Below are 26102 nucleotides of genomic sequence, written 5' to 3'. Positions count from 1 at the left end.
TTCAAGGCCAAAGTGGCGTTAGCCGCCTTGGCGGGCGATAAAACCCTGGCGCAGTTGACCCAGGAATTCGAGGTTCACCAAAATCAGATTGTCGATTGGAAAAAGCAACTGAGCGAGCGGGCTGCCGAGGTGTTTGGGAAGTCCGCAGAGCCTGAATCGCCGCCGATTGATCTGCAGGCCCTGCATGCGAAAATCGGCCAACTGACCTTGGAAAACGATTTTTTAGGGAACGCGCTCACCAAGGCGGGATTGCTGATACCCAAACGGCACAAGGCGCAAAGCGATGATAAACCGTGACGCCAAACTACCGATTGGTCGTCAGGCCAAGCTATTGGGCCTCAGCCGTGGCAGCGTGTACTACCTGCCCAAACCGGTTTCGGAGCGCGATCTGGACATCATGCGCCGACTCGACGAACTGCACCTGAAGCACCCGTTCATGGGCGCTCGCCAGTTACGGGATCAACTGAATCGGCAAGGCATCGCGATCAGCCGCAAGCGGGTGAAAACCTTGATGAAGCGCGTGGGCATCGAGGCCGTGTATTGCAAGCCCAATACCAGCAAGAAGACGCTTGGTCACGAGGTCTATCCCTATTTGCTGCGCGGCATGACCATCAACCGTGCCAATCAGGTCTGGGCGCTGGATACGACCTATATTCCGCTGACCAAAGGATTTGCGTATTTGACCGCGGTGGTCGACTGGGCCACGCGCAAAGTCCTGGCCGCCAAGGTGGCGATCACCCTGGAAGCCTGTTATGCGGTGGATGTGTTGGAGCACGCTTTCAAACACTACGGCAGGCCGGACATCGTCAACACCACCAAGGTAGCCAGTTCACCGCCAAGGTGTTTGTCGATGCCGTGAAAGGCCAGGGCTGCCAGCTCAGTATGGACGGTCGCGGCGCCTGGCGGGAAATGTCTTTGTGGAAAGGCTATGGCGATCCGTCAAATACGAGCGAGTCTACCTGCACGTTTACGATTCAGTCGGTCAAGCCCGCGCCTCAATTCTGGATTATTTCGAGTGGTACAACCACGAACGACCCCATTCCAGTTTGGAACGAAAAACGCCACATCAGGCGTATAACGATGGCTTGCTAATCCTCAAGTTGGCTGCCTAAACCATGGTAGGAATTTCACTTTAAATTCAGGTTTCGCTGTTCAAACGAATGCGGCCACTTCTGTCCCAATAAGTTAAGGCATCTCCGGTTCCGTAATCAGTTGCCGGTATCAATTCGTATTAGTTGCATTGAAACGTTGCGACATCCGTGACGGTCTTTTCGTATGCCCAAAAAGGGAACGGTGAAAAAGCTTTTATTATCGAATCGATATTAGTATAGAATTTCAGCGAATCCGTGAAGGCGTTTTCACCCCAAGGGGAATGCTCTCGCGGATCTCTGTCGATGACGGATGTAAATCCGTCATCTTTATGTGTTCGCCGAGGCCTCGTCTGGCAGTTTCATAGCCAGACCTTGGGAAATTTTATGGTTGCTGGTGACACGAGCCAATTCTTACCATTTTAACCTGGGAGTTTTTGATGGAAATCCATGTTTACGATACCTACGTCAAAGCGCGAGACAACCACGTCATGCACTTTGATGTATTCATCGCCAGTAAAGATGGCGAGCAAGCTATTCAATATGCCAAACAGTGGCTAGCTTCAATTGGAGAAAACGACGCGGTCGTGTCCAGCAAGGAATGCCGCTTTTGCCACACTCAGCAAGCACAGGCTGAGGTGATTGAAACGATTAAACGCCAGGGTTATTTCATATACAAAATGGAAGGTTGCCCAGCTTGATCAACATGTTGCTGTTATGCCAGCGGGCCTTGCCATGTCAGATCGGAATTTAGGCGGAGGAAACAACTGACTTTCGAGACGCAACAGCAATGACCCCGTTCGCATCTTCGTCAACAGCAAGAGCATCAACCAATCGTAAACAGGCGCGTCGAACAGGCGCCCTGATCGTCGCGATGAAGTTCATGCAAAACCACGCCAACCGCTTTACTTCCCAACACTGCGCCGCTCTTTAGAACATATCAGGCAAATCCCTGCCCCAAAAACCCCAGAATTGAAATCTAAGTAGCTTGAACAGCAATAATCTATTGTAAAATAATCGTTTTTCTTTCCCGCGTTAATCGACAGTTCGTACGCACCAAGCCGAGTCTTATCATTATCTATGTCCCCGCTATCCATTAGACAAGACTTTCAATGCGCGCGCTGATCGTCCTTGGTATGTTGTTGATGCCTTTGGCTGCCGCGCAGGCGGTGAGCGAGGCATCGGAAGATTTAACCGAGCTGTCTATCGAGCAGTTGCTGAATGTGGAAATCATCAGCGCCTCCAGGCTGGGTCAAAAAGCCAGCCAAGCCCCTAGTTCGGTTTCTATTTTAACGGCAAACGACATCCGCACCTTCGGCTGGCGGACGCTGGCGGACGCGCTGAACAGCATGCGCGGCTTGTTTATCAGCAATGATCGTAACTATAGTTTTGTCGGCGTGCGCGGCTTCATTCAGTCCGGCGACTACAATTCCCGAGTGTTGTTCATGATCGACGGCCAACGCATGAACGAGAATATCTTCGATTCCGGCAATATCGGCCAGGAATTCATGCTGGATATGGATTTGGTCGAACGCATCGAATTTATCCCCGGCTCCGGTTCCACTATTTACGGCGCCAACGCCTTTTTGGGCTTGATCAACGTCGTGACTAAAAAAGGTAAAGCCATAAATGGGGCGCAAATCGCCGGTGAAGTGGGCAGTTTCGACACCTATAAAGGCCGTGTCAGTTATGGAAAGCAATTCGATAACGGCACCGATGTGCTGGTGTCGGCATCGCATTACGATACCCAGGGCGTGGAAAATCTCTATTTCCCGGCTTTCGACGACCCCAGCACCAACAACGGTATCGCGCAGAATATGGATACCGAACGCGCTGACCGCTTGTTCGGGCGGATGCAGTTCGAAGAATTCACCCTCAGCGGCGGCTTTGTTGATCGCTACAAGCGCGTACCGACCGCAGCTTTCGGTGCCATATTCAACGACCCCAGATCGCATACTTACGACAGACAATTTTTCACCAATCTGAAATATCAAAAAGCCCTGAGTGCGAAGACCTCGTTCATGGCCAAGGGTTTTTACCAGGGCTACGATTACATGGCCGAGGACCCGTTCAATGACTTCGGCAATTACATTTATCACGACCAAACCAGCGGCCGCTGGTGGGGCGGCGAAGCGCAACTGACGACTAGCATATTCGACGGACATAGACTACTTTTCGGCTTGGAATATCAATACGACCAAACCCAGCGCCAATTCGGCTATGTTACCGACCCCTATCAAATTTACCAAGATAGCGACCTCAGCGGCCACCGCGTCGAACTCTACGCCCAAGACGACATCCAGTTACTGGACAATCTGGTTTTCAGCGCCGGGCTGCGCCTAGATCAGACCCACATGCTCAAACGTCTACAACTCAATCCGCGTCTGGGCTTGATCTGGGACCCTTTGGAGAACACCACCTTCAAGCTGTTGTACAGCTCGACATTCCGCGCCCCGCATGCCTGGAACCTGGATTACAACAAATATTATTACGGCGTCAGTCCTGAGCTTAGAGAAGAGCAAATCAGAAGCTATGAGGCAATTGCAGAATGGCATTCCAATGCCGGGCTGAAACTGCTGGTTTCCCTGTTTTACAACGACATCACCGAGTTATTGAAAGCCAACCCCGATACGGCGCTGCTGGATAACGTCGGAAAATATCATGCCTACGGTGCGGAATGGGAAGCGGAAAAACGTTGGGACAGCGGCAGAATGTTCAAGGCCTCGTACACCTACAGTCTGTTTACTAACGAAGGCAAACACGGTGTATGGGCTTACGGTTCGCCGCAAAATATTTTCAAATTACACTATGCTGAGCCTTTGTTCGACGATTTTGTCAGGCTCGGTGTCGAGAACATTTACATTGGCGACCGCAAGACATTCCAGGGCGGCGAAGCCGATGCCTACAATCTGGTCAATCTGAATTTGAGCACGGATCGTTTGCTGCGTGGAATGGACGTATCCTTCGGGGTTTATAACCTGTTCGACAGCCATTATGAAATGCTGATCAACAGCGACCGATTCGACCTGCTACAGATGAACGGCAGGGAATTTCGCTTGAAACTACAGTTGACGTTTTAAAAGGGCCGATTATATGAACAAGGCGTTTTATCGACCGAAATCCTGGGCTATTGGCCTAGGAGCGCTGTTGTGCTTGGGACAAAATACCTCATACGCTGCCAATCAAGAGCCTGAACGTGACAATTTGCCGGATTTGACCAGCCTCAGCGTCGAGCAACTGATGAATCTCGATGTGACCTCGGTGATGAAAGTACCTACCGATATCAAACACGTTCCGGCCGCCCTGTTCGTGCTGAGCAGCGACGAAATCCGCCGCACCGGCGCCACCACCATACCGGAAGCGTTGCGCGTGGTTCCGGGCATGCATGTCGCCAAGGTGGACGGCAATAAATGGGCCGTATCGATGCGCGGCTTCAGCAGCCAATTTGTCAATAAATTGCTGGTGTTGGTAGACGGCCGCAGCGTGTATAACCCGCTGTTTTCCGGGGTATGGTGGGATCAACAAGATGTAATGATGGAAGACATCGAACGCATTGAAGTCATCCGCGGCCCCGGCGCTAGCTTGTGGGGCGCCAACGCGGTCAACGGCGTCATCAACATCATCACCAAATCCGCCAAGGACACGCAAGGCGGTTTGGTATCCAGCCATGTCGGCACTCAACGCTACGGCGGTGGTTTGCGCTACGGCGCCGATTTGGGTGGAGACGCCTATCTAAAAGTGTACGGCCGCCACGCTAACTACAGCGACTCAAAAACCCTCGGCACCAGCGGCAACGCCGGCGATGAAGGCGAGATGAGCAAAATCGGTTTTCGTTATGACAAAGCCATCGACTTTACCAATAAACTGAGTCTGCAAGGCGATGCCTATCTGGGTGAAAGCAATGGCGCGCTGCAACAGTTTCCATCGCTGACATCACAACACACGCCGGTACTGGCACCGCCCTTTTCCCGAGAATTACCCACCGATCAATTGTTCTCCGGTCACTACATTCAAGGCCGCTGGGAGCAGCATCAAAGCGCGGACTCCAATACCGTATTACGTATGTATTGGGACAGACACAGCCGGAAATCGCCCTACCTGGATTCTGAATATCAAATCGATAACATCGACGTCGATTTTCAGCATAACTACAAGCTAAACGATAGCCATATGTTCGTTTGGGGCAGCGGCGTCCGTTTCAATCTGAATAATTTTGAGGACAGCCCGCAAATCTCCATGAGTTCCAACAACCGTACCGACCGTATCTACAGCCTGTTTGCGCAGGACGATATCACCTTGGTACCTGATCGTTGGCATTTGACCTTGGGCAGCAAGCTGGAACACAACCCGGTCACGCAATTCGAAGTGCAGCCGAACGCGCGCTTGCTGTGGACACCCGACGAAAAGCATTCGTTCTGGGGCTCGGTATCCCGCTCGGTGCGCACGCCCAATTGGGTCGAACAGAACATTTCCTACGGCCTGCAAACCCAGCCATACACGATACGCGGTAATACCGTGCCTGTACTGCGCAGTCTAACCGGCAACCCCGACTTAACCGCCGAGAAAATGCTTGGCTTCGAACTTGGCTGGCGCGGCCAAATCAGTCGCCAACTCAGCACTGATGTAGCCTTGTATCATTACAGCTACGACGATTACGCCAGCTTGACGCCCAACATCCAACGCTTCGCCGGCTACATGTTGCAGACGCTGGATTACAACAACTACGGGCATGTGCAAGTCTACGGCGGCGAAATCAGTGTCGATTGGCAAGCGACTGAAGATTGGAAACTTCGCGCCACGTATAGCCACGAAGAAGAACGCTTTCGTCTATCCCCGATGGCACCGGCGAATACTACCCTTATATCCGGAGACAGTTACCCGGCCCATAAAGCTATGCTCTGGTCGATGTATCAACTCTCCCCGCAACTCAAGCTGGATCTGAATTGGCGCTATTCCGACGCGACCGGCCTTAACGGCTCGCAATCCAGAGCTTATCAGGATCTGGATGCACGCTTGGGATGGGATTTGGGCTCCGGCGTGGAACTGGCGCTGGTGGGCCGGAATCTGCTGAATAGCAGTCATTTCGAATACGGCTCGGATATGTTTTCCACTGCCACAGCCGTTCAACGCGAGGTATACGGCACCTTGCGCTGGGACTTTTAAGCGGCACCGACACTATGCATACAGCAAAGAACAGGTGCCGAACATGAGTCGAATCTTGCACCGTAGCTATGCGAGATTTTGCGGATCGTGCCGAAATCGCGGCTGTGACGCCTCGTGCCCGCGCCTCCCGGAAAAACGCACATTCGCGCCTATCACGGCATTCAGCAAAATGCTGTTGCTACCATTATTGTTCAGCAGCCATCTGTGCCAAGCCGAAGCGGCCAGCGAAGCTGCGGTGAAAGTGGCGTTTTTATACAATTTCTTTAAGTTTATCGAATGGCCGGAGTCGGCAACCGCGCAGAATCGTTATACCTTGTGTCTGAGCAGTCATACCGATTTCGGCGACCACTTGCTGATGCTGGAAGGCAAAACCGTGAACGGCAAGCCCTTGGATATCGTCCGCAATATATCAGCCAAGGATCTGAAGTCCTGCCATCTCATCTTTATCGATACCGCCGATAATCCGGGCGATTATGCACGCGAATTAAAAGGCTCGCCGGTAGTCAGCGTCAGCGACAAATCCGGGTTTATCAACCAGGGCGGTACAATAGGTTTGATCCAGGACGGCAATCGGCTCAGTTTCGAAATTAACTTAGAAACCGCGAACGCCGGCAACACCCGAATCAGCGCCCAACTGCTGAAACTGGCTAAGAACATTTTGGCCGGTAAATAAGCCTGTATGCAGATGACATCTCGACGCCAACCATGATTCGCGACAAACTCGCCAATCTGCCGATGACCTACAAGCTACAACGCTTGCAAGCCATCACCTTGGCATTGGCTCTGCTGTTTACCTTGTTAATTACCAGCATTACTCATATCTGGCAGGAACGGCGAGAACTGTCGATAGAGGTGCGTTCGCTCGGCAAAATGATCGGATTTAATGCCAACGCCGCCCTGCTGTTCGGCGACACCAAAACCGGCACCGACATTCTGGCGACCTTACGCGGTAAGTCCGAAATCATCTCCGCGCAGCTCTATAAAAACGACGGCGAAATTTTCGCGCATTATCCGGCCAAGGCTGCACCGGACAGTTTCCCCTACACCCTGAACGATGCGGAACAACAACAACGCAACCAAGGCCTGCGGATATTGAGCCAGGTAATTTTGAACCCCTTACCCGACGATAACGGGGACGTGATCGGCACCTTGCGCTTGCAGCTCGATTTAAAGCCGATGTGGCGTATGGTGATTATCAGCCTGGGCCAAATTTTTTTGGTGATGGTGGTGTCGTTTATTCTGGCCGTTTTTTTCGGACGGCGCTTGGCGGAATCGATTGCCGCGCCGCTGATCAGGCTGTCGTCCTTAGCCAAACAGGTATCCAGGGACAACAACTACATGGTACGCGCCCAAGGTGAAGGCGAGGACGAAATCGGCCAATTGGTAAGAAGCTTCAATCAGATGATCGAGCGGGTGCAGCAACGCGATGCCGAACTGGAAAATCAGCGCGGCAACCTGGAGAAGGAAGTCGATCTACGCACCGCCGACCTGCGTCAGGCCGTAGTCGACGCCCAAGCCGCCAATATCGCCAAGTCGCAATTTCTGGCAACCATGAGCCACGAAATTCGCACGCCGATGAACGGCGTGCTGGGCATGACCGAATTGCTGTTAGGTACCGACCTGGACACCACGCAACGGCAGTACGCGGAAACCGTGTTCAGTTCCGCCGATTCACTGCTGACCGTGATTAACGACATTCTGGACTTTTCAAAAATCGAAGCCGGCAAGCTGGAACTGGAAGAAATCGACTTTAACTTGATCAATCTCACCGACCAACTCGCTGCCTTGTTCTTCGAACGCGCCAGCAGCAAAAACATCGAACTAATTTGCACCGTCGACAACCGCGTGCCGCGCGATGTCAGAGGCGACCCTTACCGTTTAAGGCAAATACTCACCAACTTGTTATCCAACGCCATCAAATTTACAGAAGCCGGCTCGGTAAAAATGCAGGTCACTGTTGCCGATCCGGATCGTTGCCAAACCGCTGATGGCATGTGCCTGGAATTTTGTATCAGTGACACCGGCATCGGCATCCCCGCGGACACCCAAACCCGTTTGTTCAAATCCTTCAGTCAAGCCGACGGCTCCACGACCCGCAAATACGGCGGCACCGGCCTGGGCTTGGCGATCAGCAAGGAACTCAGCGAATTGATGGGCGGCAATATCCAGGTAAAAAGCCGCGCGAACAGCGGCTCGGTATTCACCCTACACATCCCGCTCCGCCAAGCCAACGAAGCCCAGCCTGCAACCTTGCCCGGCAACGATCTGCAAGGCAAGCAAGTCTTACTGGTGGAAGATAACGCCACCAATGCAAAAATCCTGGAAAATCACTTGACCGATTTTGGGATGTTTACCCGCGTCGCCAAAAATGGCGCACATGCCTTGGAGATTCTCGATCAGTCGGCACACTTAGGTCTATTCTTCGACATTGCCGTGCTCGACATGAAAATGCTGGGCATGAACGGCGTCGAATTAACCCAACGGATTCGTATAGACTGGCGATTTGCCAGTATCCGCATCGTCATCATTACCTCCAGCAACGACGAAGACATATTAGCCAAAATTCGCGGCAGCTCCTGCGACCTGTATCTCCACAAGCCCATACACAGGCGCACCCTGCAAGAGGCCCTACTCGGGCTAATGTCGCAAAAACCGCAATCGATCAGTGTGCCGGCCTCGGCCCCTAGAACAATTAGAATCCTGCTGGCCGAGGACAATCCGGTTAACCAGAAAGTTTGCAGCGCCATGTTGCGCCAGCTTGGCTACACCCTGTTGCTGGCGAATAACGGCCGGGAAGTGTTGGACATTATCGGCCGCGAGCCTGTCGATCTAATCCTGATGGATTGCATGATGCCGGTCATGGATGGTTACACCGCAACCCAGAATATTCGCGACCTGGAACTCAGTCGCAATGTGACCAGAACCCCGATAATCGCCCTCACCGCCAACGCGATGGAAGGTGATCGCGAACGCTGTTTGCAGGCCGGCATGGATGATTATCTTAGCAAGCCGTTTTTACAAAAAACCTTGCAAGACAAAATCCAGGCGTTGGTAGCCCAGCAAACTACAACAGTTGTCAATTCAGCCACAGCCGCGATTAAACCGATTCACGCAACGCTGGATCCTTCGTCGCTAAATACTTTGCGGGAAATTGGCGGCAACGCGCTGGTCGAGGATGTGTTGGCCTTATTTCGCACAAATGCCGAGCAACATATCACGACACTGCGTACTGGCCTGCGGGAGCGCAATACGGAGACAGTGAGGCACGCCGCGCATAGCCTAAAATCCGCCGCCGCCAACATAGGCGCACTAAACCTGGCGGAACTGGCGCGCGCGCTTGAAAATGCTGCGCGGAACAACACTTTGCAATTCGATACCCGGGTTGCCGAAAGCCTGCAAACAGAATATAAAGAAATTCTCCAGCGGCTTTCGCAACTCATACCTTCATAATGGAACGATTACCTGCACGCAGCCTGATTTTAGCAATAGACGACGACGATATGGTGCGTCTGATGTTGCAGGAAATTCTGCAAAGAGAAGAGTTTGATGTTATTTGCGCGGCTAACGGCAAACAAGGCTTGGCATTGGCAGCCAGCGAACGGCCCAATCTGGTATTACTGGACGTTATGTTGCCGGACCTCAACGGCTTCGACTGCTTGCAAGCGATCAAAAACATGCCCGGCAACAGCCTGTTGCCCGTGGTGATGCTGACCGGCATGGACGACCTGGAATCGGTCAATCGCGCCTTTCAATTGGGCGCCACCGACTTTATCCCAAAACCGCTCAATTGGCCGACCTTGCCACATCGCTTACGTTACTTGCTACGCTCGGTTGCCACGTTAGAGGAACTGGCACGAAGCGAAGCCGAACTGCGCCAAGCGCAAAAAATAGCGCAACTGGGCAGTTGGTACTGGTCTGTCGCCGACGACCATATGCAATGGTCGGAAGAAGTCTTTAATATTCTCGGCACGACTCGGTCATCGTTCGAACATAAATGCCGCGACTTATACAAATCCGTGCATCCCTCGGAAGTCGGCAAACTGCAACAAGCCATGGATCTGTGCGTAAAGAACCAGCGCAGCTTTCGCCTGGAATTACCGGTTACTCATCACGATGGTGGCAACCATGTGATTCATATTCAAGGCAAGCCCGTAGTCGACGATGAGCAGGTAAGCCATATTCACGGCACCTTGCAAGATATTACCGAACGCCGTGACATAGAAGAACGGGTGCGGCTGTTATCCTACTACGACCCGCTAACCGGCCTGCCCAACCGCACCTTATTCAAGGAAGTCCTGGCGCAAGCAATGTCCTACTGCACGCGCTACGGCACGGTAATTTCGACTTTATTTATCAGTATTGACCGTTTCAAGCGCATCAACGAAACCCTAGGCCCGAAAATCGGTGATCAGGTATTGAAATTGTTCGCTGAGCGCTTACTAGTCGAAGTGCGGGATTGCGACTATATCTCCATCAACGCCGATTATGATTTCGCGGACATGACTGTTTCCCGGCTGGGCGGTAACGAATTCACCGTGTTGCTGAATCATATCGAGGACACACGCGATAGCGTCAAAGTGGCTAAGCGGATTTTTCACGCGATGCAGCAGGCTTTTCCGGTGGACAACACGGAACTGTTTCTGGGCATCAGTATCGGCATCGCCGTCTATCCCGGCGACGGCCAGGATGAAGACAGTTTCATCAAAAACGGCGAGTTCGCGATGAACCATGCCAGCGAACACGGCCATAATAATTATCAGTTTTTCAGTAAATCGCTAAATGTTGCCGCGTTTCATAAACTGGCGATGGAAAACAGCCTGCGCCGGGCCATAGAACGCGATGAATTACAGCTTTACTATCAAGCCAAAATCAATATCCGCCACCAGCAAGTGGTGGGTTGCGAAGCCTTAATTCGCTGGCAACACCCAGAGTTGGGTCTGATAGGTCCCTCGCAGTTTATTCCGATTGCCGAAGACTCGGGCTTGATTGCCCAAATCAGCGATTGGGTGCTGGAAAATGCTAGTCGCCAAGCTCTGGACTGGCAGCAATCGGGACTTTGTCAGGGTCTGGTCATGGCGGTTAACGTGTCCGCCACCCAATTTAGACAATACGGCTTCGGCAATCATGTCCGCGAGGTACTATCCAACATCGGCCTGGAACCACGCTACCTAAAGCTGGAGCTGACCGAAACCATTTTGCTCGACCACATCGACGACGCGTTAATTACGCTGCGCGAATTGCAAGCCCTGGGCGTCAAAATCAGTATCGACGACTTCGGTACCGGTTATTCGTCCTTGTCGTATTTAAAAAAACTCCCCATTTCCGAATTGAAAGTCGATCATTGTTTCGTCCGCGATCTGCCGCACAATGAAGACGATATGGCCATCACTGCGGCGATACTGGCGCTGGCCGACGCGCTGTCGCTGGAAGTCGTCGCGGAGGGCGTGGAAAACGAAGATCAGGCCAACTTCCTGCTGGATAGCGGTTGCGAGGTAGTACAAGGGTTTTTGTACAACAAGCCCATGCCGGCTGGCGAGTTTGCGGCATTTGTAGTTAGGTTCAATTCGCGAACCCTAATTACCGGCCAGGTCTGATATGACTGTCAAGGCCCGTATCCTGCTGGTTGACGACGATCCGATGGTCCGCCTGCTGGTCAGGCAAGTCCTGCAAGCAGATGGCTACGAACTGATCGAAACCGATAACGGCCGAGCCGGACTGGAGCAATTTATCGTCGCGGCACCGGACTTGGTCCTGCTCGACGTCATGATGCCCGAGATGGATGGTTTCAGCTGCTTGCACGGCATGCGCGCAGCAAGCGACAGCAATGTGCCGATTGTGATGATGACGGCCATTGAGGATACGCAGGCGGTAGAAAAAGCCTTTCGGCTTGGCGCCACCGACTTTCTTAGCAAACCCATACAATGGCCACTGTTGCCCCATCGCATCAGTTATGTTTTGCGCGCACACCGCACCACGCAAAACCTGATAGAGCAACAAAACTTACTCAAACAAAGCGAACAACGTTTCCGCGACCTGGTGGAAAGTATAGGTAGAGAATACTTTCTTTATTCTCACGACACCGAGCGTATTTTTACCTATCTGGGTCCTTCGGTGGAGCATATCCTCGGCTACAAGCCCGAGGAATTGCATCGCGATTGCTTCGACATCACCACCGACAACCCGATCAACCGGATTGCCAGAACCTACACCGAGCAGTGCCTGGCGGGAATCAAACCGCCCAACTACGAAGTGGAAGTGCGCAGTAAGGATGGCAGCCTGCGTGTGCTCAGCCTCAACGAGTCGCCAATGTTAGACGACCAGGGACGGGTGGTTGCAGTGAACGGCCTGGCGCACGACATCACCGAAATGCGCAGTACGCAACAAGCATTGGCCGATAGCGAGGAACGCTTGCGGCTGTCCATGCAGGCAGCCAAACAAGGTTTTTACGATCTCAATCCGCAGACGGGAAAAATGGTCACGAACGCGGAATATGCCAGCATGCTCGGCTACGACCCAGCCTGTTTCGACACCACTATCGACAGCTGGATAATGCGCTTGCATCCAGATGACCGGCACCGGGTTATCGAAACTTACCAGCATTACATAAACGGCGAGCTGGATGAATATCGTCTGGAATACCGGCAGCGCTGCGTGGACGATAGCTGGAGATGGGTATTATCGATCGGCAGTATCGTCGAGCGCGATGCTCAAAATCAGCCGGTGCGGATGCTGGGTACCCACACCGACATCACCGACAGCAAAATGGCAGCCGAGCGTCTGAATTTGCTGGCCAAAGTCTTCGAAAACAGCGGCGAAGCCATTTTCCTGTGCGACCCGAATACCCGCATCGTTTCCAGCAATCAGGCCTACACGACTATCACCGGTTACAGAGCCGAAGACGTGTTGCAGCAAACCCCCTCGATTCTCAAGGCCGGGCATCTGGACATCAGTCACTATCAACGCATCTGGCAGGCCTTACGAGAAAACGGCTACTGGCAAGGCGAAGTTTGGGATACCCGCAAGAACGGCGAGATCTATCCGGCGTGGCTGGGTATTTCCGCGATGTACAACACCCATGGCGTGATCAGCCATTACATCGGCATTTTTTCAGACATTACCGAGCGCAAGGCCGCCGAAGCGCAAATCGAATATCTGGCTCGCCACGATCCGCTCACCAACCTGCCCAATCGCACCTTGTTACGCGACCGCTTCGACCAGGCCATGGCCCATGCCGTGCGTAACAACACACTGGTTGGTTTGCTGTTTCTGGACCTGGATCATTTTAAGAATATTAACGACACGATGGGCCACGATGTCGGCGACCGCTTGCTGCAAGGCATAGCAGAGCGTTTGGTGCAATGTGTGCGCGAGGTGGACACGGTTTGCCGGCAAGGCGGCGATGAATTCATCATTATCCTCACCGACATTCCCGACATTGACGCAATCACGCAAATTGTGCTGAAAATTCTCGATCAACTGACACAACCCTTTCTGATCGAAGGTGTCACCCTCTGCACGTCCTTCAGCATAGGCGTCAGCTTGTATCCTAATGACGGCTTGAATTTTCACGGCTTACTCAACAAAGCCGACACGGCGATGTATTCTGCGAAAAACGAAGGCCGTAATACCTTCCGCTTTTTTTCCAACGATATGAACCTGGCTTCAATCGAGCGGATGAATATCGAGAACGGTCTGCGTATGGCCTTGAAGCGCAACGAATTTCGGCTGCACTATCAGCCGCAATATTCGATACACAACAACGTGGTGATCGGCGCGGAAGCCTTGCTGCGCTGGCAACCGGAAAACAGTCCGATGATTCCGCCGGCCAAGTTCATTCCTATCGCCGAAGATAACGGCCTGATTGTGCCGATAGGCGACTGGGTATTACGCGAAGCCTGTAAGCAAAACAAGGTTTGGCACGATGCCGGCATGAAACTGCTGGTTACCGTCAATATCTCCGCCCTACAGTTTAAACGCGGGAATTTACTGGAATCGGTGCAAACAGCACTGGCCGAATCCGGCCTGGAACCTCACTATTTAGAGTTGGAATTAACCGAATCGGTACTAATGTACGACACTAATGCGGTCATCAACACCATCGCCCAATTGCGCGCCTTGGGTGTCAGCTTTGCTATCGACGATTTCGGCACCGGTTATTCCTCGCTCAGTTATTTAAAGCGCTTTGCGGTGAATAAACTAAAAATCGATCAATCGTTTATCCGGGATTTAACCTCCGGCAAAGCCGAAGACACCGCTATCGTCAAAGCCATTCTGCAATTGGGCGATACGCTGGGCCTGCTGACCTTGGCCGAAGGTGTGGAAACCAAGGAACAAGCCGAGCAACTGCATCTACTCGGTTGCCGCAAAGCGCAAGGCTTTTATTGGAATCAACCCTTGCCCGCCGACGAATTCGCCCGGCTGTTTACGCCTGATTGCCCAAAACCGCTCGGCTAAAATAATTGCCAAACCGGCCTTGCGCCCTCCGGCAAGGCCGCCAAACGCCCCAGCTCCAGCCATTGATTGCCCGGCGCGTGAAAATCCGAGCCCATCGACGCATGCAATTGATGTTTGCTGGCGTGCAAATAACTTAAGCGAATATCGTCCACGCTGGCCCGCCCGGTCACTACTTCTATGCCCTGGCCGCCCGCCGCCTTAAATGCCACCAAAGCTTTGTTGATCCATTTGGTACTGAGTTTATAACGCAGCGGATGCGCCAACACCGCCACGCCGCCCGCCGCCCGAATCCAGCCGACGCAGTCCGCCAGACTGGCCCAAACCGTCGGCACATAAGCCGGCTTGCCCTTGCTCAAATAACGATCAAAAGCGTCTTGCTGGGTTTCGACTACGCCTTGATTAACCAGAAAATCGGCAAAATGCAGACGGGTGATTTCACCGTTACCGGCGATTTGTCTTAAAGTTGGATAGGCATCGGCTATGCCTTTCTTCGCCAATTTTTCGGCAATTTTTTGCGCGCGTTGGTCGCGAATCAGTTGTTGCTTAGCAATGCCCTCAAGCAACACCGGATGCAGCGGGTCGATATTTAAACCGACAATATGCAGGCAATGGCTTTCAAAACTGGCCGACAATTCGATACCTGGAATCAAGCGGATACCCGCTTGTGCGGCGGCTTGAGTAGCCTCATCTAAGCCGGCGGTCGTGTCGTGATCGGTCAAGGCCAGTGCGGTAACGCCGTGCTGTTGAGCGCGCAGCACCAGTTCGGTGGGCGACAAGGCCCCGTCGGACGCGGTGGAATGGCTGTGTAAATCGTATAATTCCGACACTATTGGTAATCACCGTAAAGTTTGGCGTACAAGCCGTTTTGTTGAATCAAGGAATCGTGTTTGCCTTGTTCGCAAATCTGGCCCTGTTCGAACACATACACATGATCAGCCTGTTTCACGGCACTGAGTCTATGGGCAATGATGATGGTCGTGCGGCCTTCCAGGAAGGCGCTCAAAGCCTGGTGCAGCTTATATTCGGTTTCGCTGTCCAGCGCCGACGTAGCCTCGTCCAGAATCACCACCGCCGGCTGGCTGACTATCATCCGGGCAATGGCCAGGCGTTGCCGTTGGCCGCCGGATAAACGCATACCTTGTCTTCCCACCACGGTATCCAGCCCTTGCGGCTGCTCTTCCACGGTTTGCTGCATTTGCGCAATCTCCAAGGCCCGCCACAGTTCCGGGTCGGCAATCTCCCGGCCCAAAGTCAGATTGGCGCGTATCGTATCGTTTAACAAGGCCGGATGCTGTAATACCGTCGCCACGTGTTCGCGGACCACATCCAAGCCTATCCTGTCCAGCGGCACACCGTCGAAGTAAATCATGCCGCTGCCCGGCGGATACAAGCCGATCAAGGTTTGCGCCAACGTAGATTTACCGCCGCCGCTGGCGCCGACCAGCGCGATTTTTTCGCCGGCCGGAATGTTGAGATTAATACCGTTCAGTACCGGCTCATCCTTGTAACTAAAGTGCAGATTCTTAACGCTGACCGACACGGTTTTACGCCCGACAAACGGGTTTTGCAAATGCGGATAATAGGGTTCGCGCTGCAACAGGGTCAGCTGGTTAACACGGGCCAGCGCGGCCTTGGCAGCATAAAACGACTGCTGAATACTCAGAATCTCCTGCACCGGCGCCATCATGAACCACAGATAACCGAATACCGCCAGCATCTCGCCTATGGTCAGATTGGAATACAACACCATCAGCATCGCGGTGGCGCGGAATATGTCGAAGCCAAATAAAAAAGTCAAAAAGCTCAGACGCACCGTCGCGTCGCTTTTCCAGGCATAAATGGTCGAATGATTTTTCACCGCCAGCGCACTGCCTATCAATTGCCGGCAATAATGCTCTTCGCGATTGCTGGCCCGGATTTGATGAATCGCCTCCAGCGTTTCGCTCAAGGCCTGCTGGAATACGGCATAGGCTTTGTTCTCGTTGGCTTTCAGTTCCTTGACCCTGGAGCCAACGGCCCTGGCCAGATAAATTACCAGCGGATTCAAAAAAATAATGAACAATCCCAGTTGCCAGTGCATCCACAGCAGAATCAACGCCGTGCCGAACACGGTCAGGACCGCCACCAATAACTTACTGATCGTGGTGCCGATGAAATTGTCCAGCGTGTCCAGGTCAGTCACCATATGTGAGCTGACCGTGCCGCTGCCCAGGCTTTCATACTCGGACATCGATATGTGCTGCAAATGTTTCACCAGACTTTCGCGAATCCGAAAGATCACATCCTTGGCAATATTGGAAAACTGCCGGGTCTGCATAATGTTTAGTACCAAGGCAAACAAGCGCAACACCAAGCTGACCAGCAAAATAATGGCAATGTAAACAATAGGTTGCCGCCACTCTCCAGGCAGCCAGGGGTTGAGGCTGTTCAGCACTACGCCCGGATGGTTAAGCAAAACCTCGTCTACCAATAAGGGCATCAGTAAGGGCACCGGCACGCTGGCAACAGTCGCCAATATGGCAACTAAATGGCCGTTGATCAGTTGTTTTTTATGCTGCTTAGCGATGCTGTAGATGTACTGCCAGGAATATTCGGCTTGCGCCGCGCGGTGTGATGTTTTCAAGGTAATGAAACAAATTCGATGAAGTTTAACGATTATAATGGCCCGACCCACTTTGCAAAAACTTCTTGCACAGTGTTTAGTCTCGGCTGTCGTGGAAATTGATATGCATGTTATCCCCTGTTTTTTAATGCTTGCCGCTCTGACCGGCGTTTTGTCAAACAGTGCCCGGGCGGATGAAATCTCTTTAGCCACCCAACGTCAGCAATTTTTGCGCGCCGAGCAAGCGCTAAATCAGAATCGGGATGCCGAATATCTCGCACTGGCTTCAGGTCTAAAAGACTACCCGCTGTATCCTTATCTGCAATACCAATGGCTTAAAAATCATTTGGACGCAGATGGCGACATCAAACAATTTCTGGTCGACCACGCCGCCAGCCGCTATGCAGCAGGGCTGCGGCAAAGATGGCTGGTGCAATTGGGTAAAAAGCAACAGTGGCAACTGTTATTGAATTATTATCAAGGCAGCGACGATCCCGAGTTGCAATGCTACGCCGGCTTGGCGCAGTTCCAGACCGGCCAAACCTTGGAAGCATTCAATCAAGCCCGCCCCTTGTGGCTAAGCGGCAAATCGCAACCGGATAATTGCGATGCCTTGTTCGACGCTTATAAAGTATCGCCGTATTTTAATAAGGAACTGATTAACCAGCGATTTCAGGCAGCGCTCAAACGCGACAATCAAAACCTGGCAAGTTACTTGACCCGATTTTTCAGCGGCCCGGAACTTAATCTAGCCAACACCTGGTTAAAGCTGCACCGGCAGCCAGAAAGTGTTGCATCGGAGACTGGCTGGCGTGAATACCCCGAACAGGCAGGCGAGTTGTTTGCGCATGCGATTGATCGCTGGCTGGAAACCAATGTCGAAGCGGCCATGACCACGTGGGACAACAATAAATCGCAAATCACCACGGCGCCGGCAACAGCCGCTTTTATCGAAAAACGCATAGCTGTCGAGTTGGCATTAAAGCACGATAGTCGCGCTTACGAACGTTTGTCGCGACTGGAAAATAGCGACGAATCGGCGCGGGAATGGCGAGTTAGAGCCGCATTGAACACACAAAACTGGCAAGACGTCGCAAGCGCAATTACCGGCCTTAACGACGAAGAAAAAACTCGGGAAAAATGGCAGTACTGGCAAGCTCGAAGCCTGGCGGAAATGGGCCACAGCGCAGCAGCCAATGTCTTGTTTCAACAGCTGGCAAAAAATCGCAGTTTTTACGGCTTTCTGGCGGCCGGCAGATTAAGGCAAGCCATAAAACTGGTCGATAGACCGTTAACGGTGCCTAGTCAGGATCTGGAACTTTTACAAAATCAACCCGACTTTCACGTGTTTTCTGAACTACTCGCTATCGATAGAAAGCCGGAAGCCAAACGCCAATGGTGGTACGCGATAGCAAAACTCGACAGCCGGCAGTTGCCCGCCGCCGCTAAACTGGCACAACAGGCGAATTGTCCGGCTCTGGCAATTGCCACGATAGCCAAGGCTAACCAATGGGACGATGTGAATCTGCGCTTCCCGCTGGCATATGTCCAGCCAATCCAAAGCAACGCCGCAGCGCAACAATTGGATCCCGCTTTAATTTTGGGTTTGATCCGCCAGGAAAGCGCGTTCGATGAATTGGCCGACTCGCCGGCCGGCGCCAAGGGCTTGATGCAAGTCATGCCGAACACCGGCCGGCAAATCGCCGCCGACTTGCGCGATAGCTGGGATAGCGACTACAACTTGTTCAAACCGGAACTCAACGTCAAGTACGGTGCATTTTATTTCAAAAAACTCCTGCGCCAATTCAATGGCCACGTCGCATTGGCCACTGCGGCCTATAATGCCGGCGCCAACAAAGTTAAGCGCTGGCTGCCGGAAAACCGCACGCTACCGGCCGACATCTGGATCGAAACCATCCCTTATAAGGAGACTCGGGCTTATGTCGCATCGGTGTTGATGTATAGCTTGATCTACCAGCAGCGCCTACAACGAGACAGCTTAAAGATTGACGATCTGTTGCGCGAGGTAATGCCCGGATGAAAAATTGAGCTGATTTTTTAAGCCGGTTATTAGATAATGCCGCAGTTTTTGAACCCACCAACCAGGTAAAAATTAAGATGGAGAAGCAGCACAGTTTCACGCGCGAAGAATTATTAATGTCCGGCCGCGGCGAGTTATACGGCCCGACCAACGCGCAGCTACCGCTTCCCAATATGCTGATGATGGACCGCATCGTCCATATTTCCGATGAAGGCGGCAAGTACGGCAAAGGCGAAATCATTGCCGAGTTGGATATTACGCCCGAACTATGGTTTTTCGACTGCCATTTTCAAGGCGACCCGGTCATGCCCGGCTGCCTTGGTTTGGACGCGATGTGGCAATTGGTCGGTTTCTATTTGTGCTGGTTGGGCGGTCCCGGCAAAGGTCGCGCGCTAGGTTGCGGCGAAGTTAAATTCACCGGCCAGGTGCTGCCGACAGCCAAAAAAGTCACTTACAAAATCGACTTGAAACGCGTGATTCTGCGCAAGCTGGTCATGGGCATCGCCGATGCCACGATGGAAGTCGACGGCAAACAAATCTATGAAGCGACCGATTTGCGAGTCGGTTTGTTTACGTCCACCCAAGATTTCTAAGGAAACCATCATGAAACGCGTAGTTGTAACAGGTTTAGGGATAGTTTCCAGCATCGGCAACAACCGGGACGAAGTGGTGGATTCTTTGAGAACCGGCCGTTCCGGCATCGTTCACGCGCCGGTCTATGCAGAGATGGGCTTTCGCAGCCATGTGCACGGCCCGGTCAACATCGACCTGGATGAAGCAATAGACCGCAAAGTTAAACGCTTTATGGGCGACGGCGCAGCCTACAACTATCTGGCAATGGAACAAGCTATCGCCGATTCCGGCCTGGAAGAGTCGCAAATTTCCAATGTCCGTACCGGTTTAGTGATGGGCTCCGGTGGACCTTCAACCTCTAACTTGGTGGATTCAGCCGATATTCTCCGTTCTAAAGGCGTGAAGAAAGTCGGTCCGTATATGGTGACGCGGGCTATGTCCAGCACCAACACAGCCTGTCTGGCCACGCCTTTCAAGATCAAAGGCGTCAATTACTCCATCAGTTCCGCTTGCGCGACCAGCGCCCATTGCATCGGCCACGCCATGGAATTGATTCAACTGGGCAAGCAAGACATCGTTTTCGCGGGCGGCGGCGAAGAACTACACTGGACCATGTCGGTGATGTTCGACGCCATGGGCGCGCTGTCTTCAAAATATAATGACACACCAGCCACGGCTTCCCGCCCCTACGACGAAACCCGCGACGGCTTCGTCATCTCCGGCGGTGGCGGCGTGTTGGTGATCGAGGAACTGGAACACGCCAAAGCGCGCGGCGCAAAAATCTACGCCGAATTAGTCGGCTACGGCGCGACGTCCGATGGCTACGACATGGTACAGCCCTCCGGCGAAGGCGCGGTGCGTTGCATGCAGCAAGCCCTGGCTACCGTCACCGATAAAATAGACTACATCAACGCTCACGGCACCAGCACCCCGGTAGGCGATACCCGCGAACTGGAAGCGATGCGCGAAGTATTCGGCGCTGACGGCGTACCGGCGGTCAGTTCAACCAAATCACTGACAGGTCATGCCTTGGGCGCGGCCGGCGTCAACGAAGCCATTTATTCCTTGCTGATGATGCAAGAAAACTTCTTGAGTGCATCCGCCAATATCAACCAACTTGATCCGGGTGCGGCCGGCATTCCGATTGTTAGAGAGTACCGGGATAACGTGACGCTGAACACGATCATGTCCAACAGCTTCGGCTTCGGCGGCACCAACGCCACGCTTATTTTCCAACGCTATAACGGCTAATTATGCGCGGCTGGAACACTAGTTTCAGCCGCCTTTCACCGCATCCATGTCCGATCCAGAACACAAATCCCGCACCCAGTTTAACAAGCTGCAAAAACGCCTGAGACGCTGCGTCGGCGAAGCCATCGCCGACTTCAACATGATAGAACCGGACGATAAGGTAATGGTCTGCCTGTCCGGCGGCAAAGACTCTTACACGATGCTGGACATTCTGCTGAACTTGCAGAAAACCGCGCCAATCAATTTCGAGATTATTGCGGTCAATCTGGATCAAAAGCAGCCGGGCTTTCCGGAACACGTGCTGCCGGAATATCTGCAATCGATAGGCGTGCCTTACCACATCATCGAACATGACACCTACAGCATCGTCAAACGCATCATCCCGGAAGGCCAAACCACTTGCAGCCTGTGTTCCCGGTTGCGGCGCGGCACTTTGTATGGATTTGCCAAAGAACATAAGATCACCAAGATCGCCCTCGGCCATCACCGCGACGACATTATCGAGACCTTCTTCCTGAACATGTTCTACGCCGGCAAATTAAAAGCCATGCCGCCGAAATTGCTCAGCGACGATAAACAAAACATCGTGATTCGCCCGCTAGCTTATTGCCGGGAAAAAGACATCAACCGCTTCGCGGCTTTCAAACAATTTCCGATCATTCCTTGCAATTTATGCGGTTCCCAAGAAAACCTGCAACGCAAAGCAATGAAGCAAATGTTGAATGGTTGGGATAAACAATTCCCTGGCCGTATCGAAACCATTTTCGCCAGCCTGCAAAACATAGCACCTTCGCAAATGGCTGACGCCAGTTTATTCGACTTTGCCGGCCTGCGCCGTGACCCCGACGCAAGTCTGCCGCGCGTTGTCTCAGACGAAGCAGGACTGGACATCCTCGAACGCTAACCACGGAATGCAACGATGAAAAACACAATTTTGGTGACCGGCGGTGCCGGCTATATTGGTAGCCATACCTGCGTGGAACTATTAAATAATGGTTTCGAGATCATCGTTGTGGATAACCTCAGCAACAGCAAACTTGAATCGCTGAAACGCATCGAAACCATTACCGGGCAAAAACCCGGTTTCTATCAAGCCGACATTACCGACCAGACCGCGCTGCGCGAGATTTTCAAAGCGCATAAGATCGATGCGGTGATCCATTTCGCCGGCTTAAAGGCCGTTGGCGAATCCTGCCAACAACCCCTAAGTTACTACCGCAACAATATCTACGGCACCCAGGTGTTGCTGGAGACGATGAACGAGTTTGCGGTGAAACGATTGGTATTCAGCTCGTCCGCGACTGTGTACGGTGACCCGCACAGCGTACCGATTTTGGAAAGCTTCCCGTTGCAAGCCACCAACCCTTACGGCCGCACCAAACTGTTTATCGAAGAAATCCTGCGCGATGTCGGCAATGCCGACGCATTGAACGGAGCCAGCCAGCCCTGGCAATTTGCAATACTGCGTTATTTCAACCCCATCGGCGCACACAGCAGCGGTTTGATCGGCGAAGATCCCAACGGCATACCCAATAATCTGATGCCGTTTTTATCGCAAGTCGCCATCGGCAAATTGCCGGTTCTGTCGGTGTTCGGCGATGACTATCCCACTAAGGACGGCACCGGCGTCCGCGATTACATCCATGTGGTCGATCTGGCGCAAGGCCATATTAAAGCCTTGCAATACCTGCTCGGTAAAACTGCCGATACTGCAATTTGTGATGCGATTAATTTAGGCACCGGCAACGGCTACAGCGTGTTGGAAATGGTCAAGACCTTTATCGAAGTAACAGATCAGGCAGTTCCCTACAAAATCGCACCACGTCGAGCCGGCGATGTTGCGGCCTGCTACGCCGACCCAAGTTTGTCGGAAGAGAAAATAGGCTGGAAAGCGGAGCGGGATTTAAAACAAATGATGACCGATACCTGGCGCTGGCAGAAAAACAATCCCAACGGTTACAACTAAACCGACTCGACAACCAGTACCAATCCGCCATTCTCAATACGGTTTCTGCCTTTGCGTTTGGCTTCGTACAAGGCAGCATCGGCGGTTTGCACCAATTGCAGCGCAATCTCGGCGACCGGTTTTTTTTGCGACCGACTGGGCTGGTAAGTCGCCACACCGATTGAAATAGTTACCGGAACACTTTGCTCGCCATATTCCACCTGCAAATTAGCAATGCTCAAGCGAATCCGCTCGGCAATTTCGGAGGCTGTACTTTCGTCACTTTGCGACAGCAATGCCACGAATTCCTCGCCACCATAACGCGCCAGCACATCGTTATTACGCAGCAATTTCTTGATAATACCGGCCACCACAGCCAGTACATGATCACCGGCCTGATGCCCGAAGCCATCGTTAATACGTTTAAAAAAATCGATATCCAGAAACAGGCAAGATAGCGGCTCGCGATTGCGTTGACTACGATCCAGCTCTTCCTCTATGCGCTGCTCGAGGAATCGCCGGTTGTTCACGCCAGTCAATGGGTCAACCAAGCTGGTACGACGCATGGTTTCGACGTTTAAATTGTTTTCCAGACAAATACTGATCACCGAAGCGATATGCTCGACAAAATCGGTGGCCATGCCTTGCATGAAACGCTCGTTATGATAGCTACCCAGATTCAACGACCCCAGATACCTGTCCCGACGAATCAGCGGCGCGATGACTACTGACGCGGGCTTTTGTTGATTGGATTCGGAAAAAAACTTTTCACAGACCGTGGTCTGATAGCTTCCGAGAAACGGCTGATCGGACAAACCAAAACTATGGCGCAATTGCCATTCGCTACTTGCTAAAAACAACCCTTCCCTGTCCCGATAATTATAATTATCCACTTCCAGATAGCCGGCGATTTCGTTTTTAGCGTCGATCAAACACAAGCTGATCACGTCCAAATCGAACAACGCCTTGGCTTCACCTAGAATGAACTCTATCATTTCCGCCAGCGAACTAAGCCCCAACAAGCGCATTTCAAAGCTTTGCAATCGCTTTAAGGTCAGGCTGTTATGTTGGACACGGTTGAGCATACCGTCCAAATGACTTTCCAACACCCGCAAATCTGTTGTTATATCCTGTTCCAAGCTCAGCCCCACCCGCTTAATCGAGGTGATAAGACTAGCAGTTTTCGCGGAAAAAGTGTGTACCAACAGGCACTTCCAGTACAGCTAACGCCCGTACCGACACTAAAAAACAGGCATTTGACCACTTGACCGCGGCATTTCCCGGATTTTTCCGCCACAGTCTTTCCCTTTTATCTATAAAAATCAAAGTACTTAGATCATGGTTCGTATTTTGCTTGTTCAGCATTTTACCTGGGTTTAATTACGTCAAGCGCCGGCTCGCCATGAACAGCATCACCTTCAACATCGACGCCCTGTTTTTGGCCCATCGCGACTCATTGATTCATACCATCTTCGCCATCGTCGGTTGCCCGCAGACCGCCGAAGATTTAGCGCACGAAGCCTACCTAAAACTGCTGCACGCTCTGGAAAGCCAGGAAGTAAAATATCCCAGGCCATTTATGTACCAGATCGCTAAAAACCTGGCTCTGGACCATCTGCGCAAAGAACATATCCGCCACCGCGCCGACCATACATTACAAACTGACGCGGACGACGATATAGCGCTACTGGATAGCTTGCCAGCCAACACGCCAACGCCCGAACAGCAGGCTTCCGATCAAGAAGAAGTGGCATTGATGTTGGCAGCCCTTGAGCAATTAACGGAACGGCGCCGACAAATTCTGGTGTTGCATAAATTCCATCATTGGACTTACGAGCGCATTGCATCGTATTACGGCATATCCCGCAGTGCGGTGGAAAAGAATGTACACGCCGCCCTTGCTCATTTACTGGCCAGCCAGGAAAACCACCCCTTGAACAGGGTATGATTTCGCCTTGCCATTGCCAATGCTGATAAAATCCGCCTACCCGCTTCGACCGTTACCCGTCATGTCTTCACGTCACGATCAGGAAACTCTTCCTTCACTTGGTAAGATCCAAGATCAAGCACTCGCCTGGTTTGCCCGCTTACAGGACAGTAAAACCGGCGCGGCCGATAAAGCCGAGTTTGCCGACTGGCTGGCCGCCAATCCGGCGCATCAAACCGCTTACGACAGAGTGGTGCGACTGTGGCAATCGCCGGCGCTGAACGCCGCTTTAAGCCAGCATGCCGCCATCCCGCTTAAACCGGCACCACGCAGATCAACAACGCCACGCTGGGCCGCCGCAGCCTGTGTTTTATTGCTTAGCGGCTGGTTCCTGGCTGCAACAGACTGGTTGCTGCGCTGGCAGGCAGATATCGCCACCGTCACCGGCGAACAGCGCCGGGTAACGCTGGCCGACGGCTCCACGCTGATTTTAAATACCGACAGCGCGGTAAAACTGAACTATGCCGGAGAACGGCGCGGCGTAACCCTGTTAAGCGGCGAAGCCTTTTTTGAAGTAAAACCCGATAAAAACCGCCCGTTTATCGTCACTACCGCGCAAGGGACTGTAAAAGTAGTCGGTACCCGTTTTAGCGTCAAAACCGGTGAGGCTACCAGGGTGGATGTAGAAAGTGGCATAGTGATATGCAGCGCAGAACAAGGCCAAAACCGGCAATTGAGCGTCGGCCAACATACCGAAATTCATACCCAAAGCGTCGCAGAAATCAGCGCCATCGATACCGGCAAGACCTTTGCCTGGCTAAAAGGCCGGTTAATCTTTCAAGATAAAACCCTAAGCGACGTAATAACCGAACTTGACCGCTACCATCCCGGCGCGATTGTCATCGCCGACGCCAAACTGGCACAAACCCGCATCACCGGCAATTTCAAACTGGACGATACTAATGCGTTGATTCGAACCTTAGCGGATATAGCCGGCGCCAAATCCGTAGGTATTTCACCCTACCTGACGATATTGAAAAGCTAAACCCTCCAATTAA

General features: G+C 52.5%; 17 protein-coding genes and 1 pseudogene. 15 read left to right on the top strand and 3 right to left on the bottom strand.

The window, feature by feature from the left end; translation table 11 throughout:
- The 8 genes and pseudogenes from NP589_RS07850 to NP589_RS07815 form a co-directional block, all read left to right on the top strand.
- Positions 1 to 1112, top strand: a pseudogene (locus NP589_RS07850) (IS3 family transposase); the annotation flags it as partial.
- Positions 1113 to 1528: 416 nt separating this feature from the next.
- Positions 1529 to 1789: a DUF2024 family protein gene (locus NP589_RS07845; RefSeq protein ID WP_256606479.1), complete on the top strand. Its 261-nt coding sequence runs from the start codon at positions 1529 to 1531 to the stop codon at positions 1787 to 1789.
- Positions 1790 to 2200: 411 nt separating this feature from the next.
- On the top strand, positions 2201 to 4168 hold the full coding sequence (locus tag NP589_RS07840) for a TonB-dependent receptor plug domain-containing protein (RefSeq protein ID WP_256606478.1): 1968 nt from the start codon (positions 2201 to 2203) through the stop codon (positions 4166 to 4168).
- A 13-nt stretch (positions 4169 to 4181) separates the two neighbouring features.
- Positions 4182 to 6251: a TonB-dependent receptor plug domain-containing protein gene (locus tag NP589_RS07835; protein WP_256606477.1), complete on the top strand. Its 2070-nt coding sequence runs from the start codon at positions 4182 to 4184 to the stop codon at positions 6249 to 6251.
- Between the two features lie 169 nt (positions 6252 to 6420).
- Positions 6421 to 6924 carry a YfiR family protein gene (locus NP589_RS07830; protein ID WP_256606476.1) on the top strand — a complete coding sequence of 168 codons (504 nt, stop codon included), beginning with the start codon at positions 6421 to 6423 and terminating at the stop codon, positions 6922 to 6924.
- 32 nt (positions 6925 to 6956) lie between these two features.
- Complete coding sequence (locus NP589_RS07825; protein WP_256606475.1) at positions 6957 to 9701, top strand: response regulator; 2745 nt, start codon at positions 6957 to 6959, stop codon at positions 9699 to 9701.
- A complete protein-coding gene (locus tag NP589_RS07820) occupies positions 9701 to 11845 on the top strand; it encodes a two-component system response regulator (protein WP_256606474.1) in 2145 nt (714 codons plus the stop codon). The genes NP589_RS07825 and NP589_RS07820 overlap by 1 nt, the downstream gene beginning before the upstream one ends.
- A gap of 1 nt (position 11846) precedes the next feature.
- Entirely contained in the window at positions 11847 to 14705 is a 2859-nt protein-coding gene (locus tag NP589_RS07815; RefSeq protein ID WP_256606473.1) for an EAL domain-containing protein, read from the top strand.
- Here the strand turns inward: NP589_RS07815 and NP589_RS07810 are convergent.
- Together NP589_RS07810 and NP589_RS07805 are read right to left on the bottom strand one after the other, a co-directional pair.
- Positions 14702 to 15532 carry a PHP domain-containing protein gene (locus NP589_RS07810; RefSeq protein ID WP_256606472.1) on the bottom strand — a complete coding sequence of 277 codons (831 nt, stop codon included), beginning with the start codon at positions 15530 to 15532 and terminating at the stop codon, positions 14702 to 14704. The genes NP589_RS07815 and NP589_RS07810 overlap by 4 nt on opposite strands.
- Entirely contained in the window at positions 15532 to 17328 is a 1797-nt protein-coding gene (locus NP589_RS07805) for an ABC transporter ATP-binding protein (protein ID WP_256606471.1), read from the bottom strand. Before NP589_RS07805 ends, NP589_RS07810 begins: the two co-directional genes overlap by 1 nt.
- 151 nt (positions 17329 to 17479) lie before the next feature.
- Here NP589_RS07805 and NP589_RS07800 point away from each other — a divergent pair, with 151 nt between their 5' ends.
- The 5 genes from NP589_RS07800 (at position 17480) to galE (ending at position 23138) form a co-directional block, all read left to right on the top strand.
- Positions 17480 to 19348 carry a transglycosylase SLT domain-containing protein gene (locus NP589_RS07800; RefSeq protein ID WP_256606470.1) on the top strand — a complete coding sequence of 623 codons (1869 nt, stop codon included), beginning with the start codon at positions 17480 to 17482 and terminating at the stop codon, positions 19346 to 19348.
- A 77-nt stretch (positions 19349 to 19425) separates the two neighbouring features.
- Positions 19426 to 19941, top strand: coding sequence for a 3-hydroxyacyl-[acyl-carrier-protein] dehydratase FabA (fabA, locus tag NP589_RS07795; protein ID WP_033156420.1), 516 nt, complete (start codon positions 19426 to 19428; stop codon positions 19939 to 19941).
- A 10-nt stretch (positions 19942 to 19951) separates the two neighbouring features.
- Complete coding sequence (gene fabB / locus NP589_RS07790; protein WP_256606469.1) at positions 19952 to 21172, top strand: beta-ketoacyl-ACP synthase I; 1221 nt, start codon at positions 19952 to 19954, stop codon at positions 21170 to 21172.
- Between the two features lie 46 nt (positions 21173 to 21218).
- Entirely contained in the window at positions 21219 to 22076 is an 858-nt protein-coding gene (gene ttcA / locus NP589_RS07785) for a tRNA 2-thiocytidine(32) synthetase TtcA (protein ID WP_256606468.1), read from the top strand.
- Positions 22077 to 22091: 15 nt separating this feature from the next.
- Positions 22092 to 23138, top strand: coding sequence for a UDP-glucose 4-epimerase GalE (gene galE, locus NP589_RS07780; protein ID WP_256606467.1), 1047 nt, complete (start codon positions 22092 to 22094; stop codon positions 23136 to 23138).
- Here galE and NP589_RS07775 read toward each other — a convergent pair.
- Positions 23135 to 24322 (bottom strand): DUF484 family protein, encoded by a 1188-nt coding sequence (locus NP589_RS07775; RefSeq protein ID WP_371929655.1) that lies wholly within the window; start codon positions 24320 to 24322, stop codon positions 23135 to 23137. The genes galE and NP589_RS07775 overlap by 4 nt on opposite strands.
- Before the next feature lie 197 nt (positions 24323 to 24519).
- Between NP589_RS07775 and NP589_RS07770 the strand changes: the two genes are divergently transcribed.
- Both NP589_RS07770 and NP589_RS07765 read left to right on the top strand, forming a co-directional pair.
- Positions 24520 to 25065, top strand: coding sequence for an RNA polymerase sigma factor (locus NP589_RS07770; RefSeq protein ID WP_256606466.1), 546 nt, complete (start codon positions 24520 to 24522; stop codon positions 25063 to 25065).
- Positions 25066 to 25126: 61 nt separating this feature from the next.
- Positions 25127 to 26089 (top strand): FecR family protein, encoded by a 963-nt coding sequence (locus NP589_RS07765; RefSeq protein WP_256606465.1) that lies wholly within the window; start codon positions 25127 to 25129, stop codon positions 26087 to 26089.
- Positions 26090 to 26102 lie beyond the last annotated feature (13 nt).

The sequence above is a fragment of the Methylomonas rosea genome, from assembly GCF_024505055.1.
Taxonomy (GTDB): Bacteria; Pseudomonadota; Gammaproteobacteria; order Methylococcales; family Methylomonadaceae; genus Methylomonas; species Methylomonas rosea.
The sequence above is the reverse complement of the archived record's forward strand: the minus strand, read 5'-3'. Positions and strand labels throughout refer to the sequence as shown.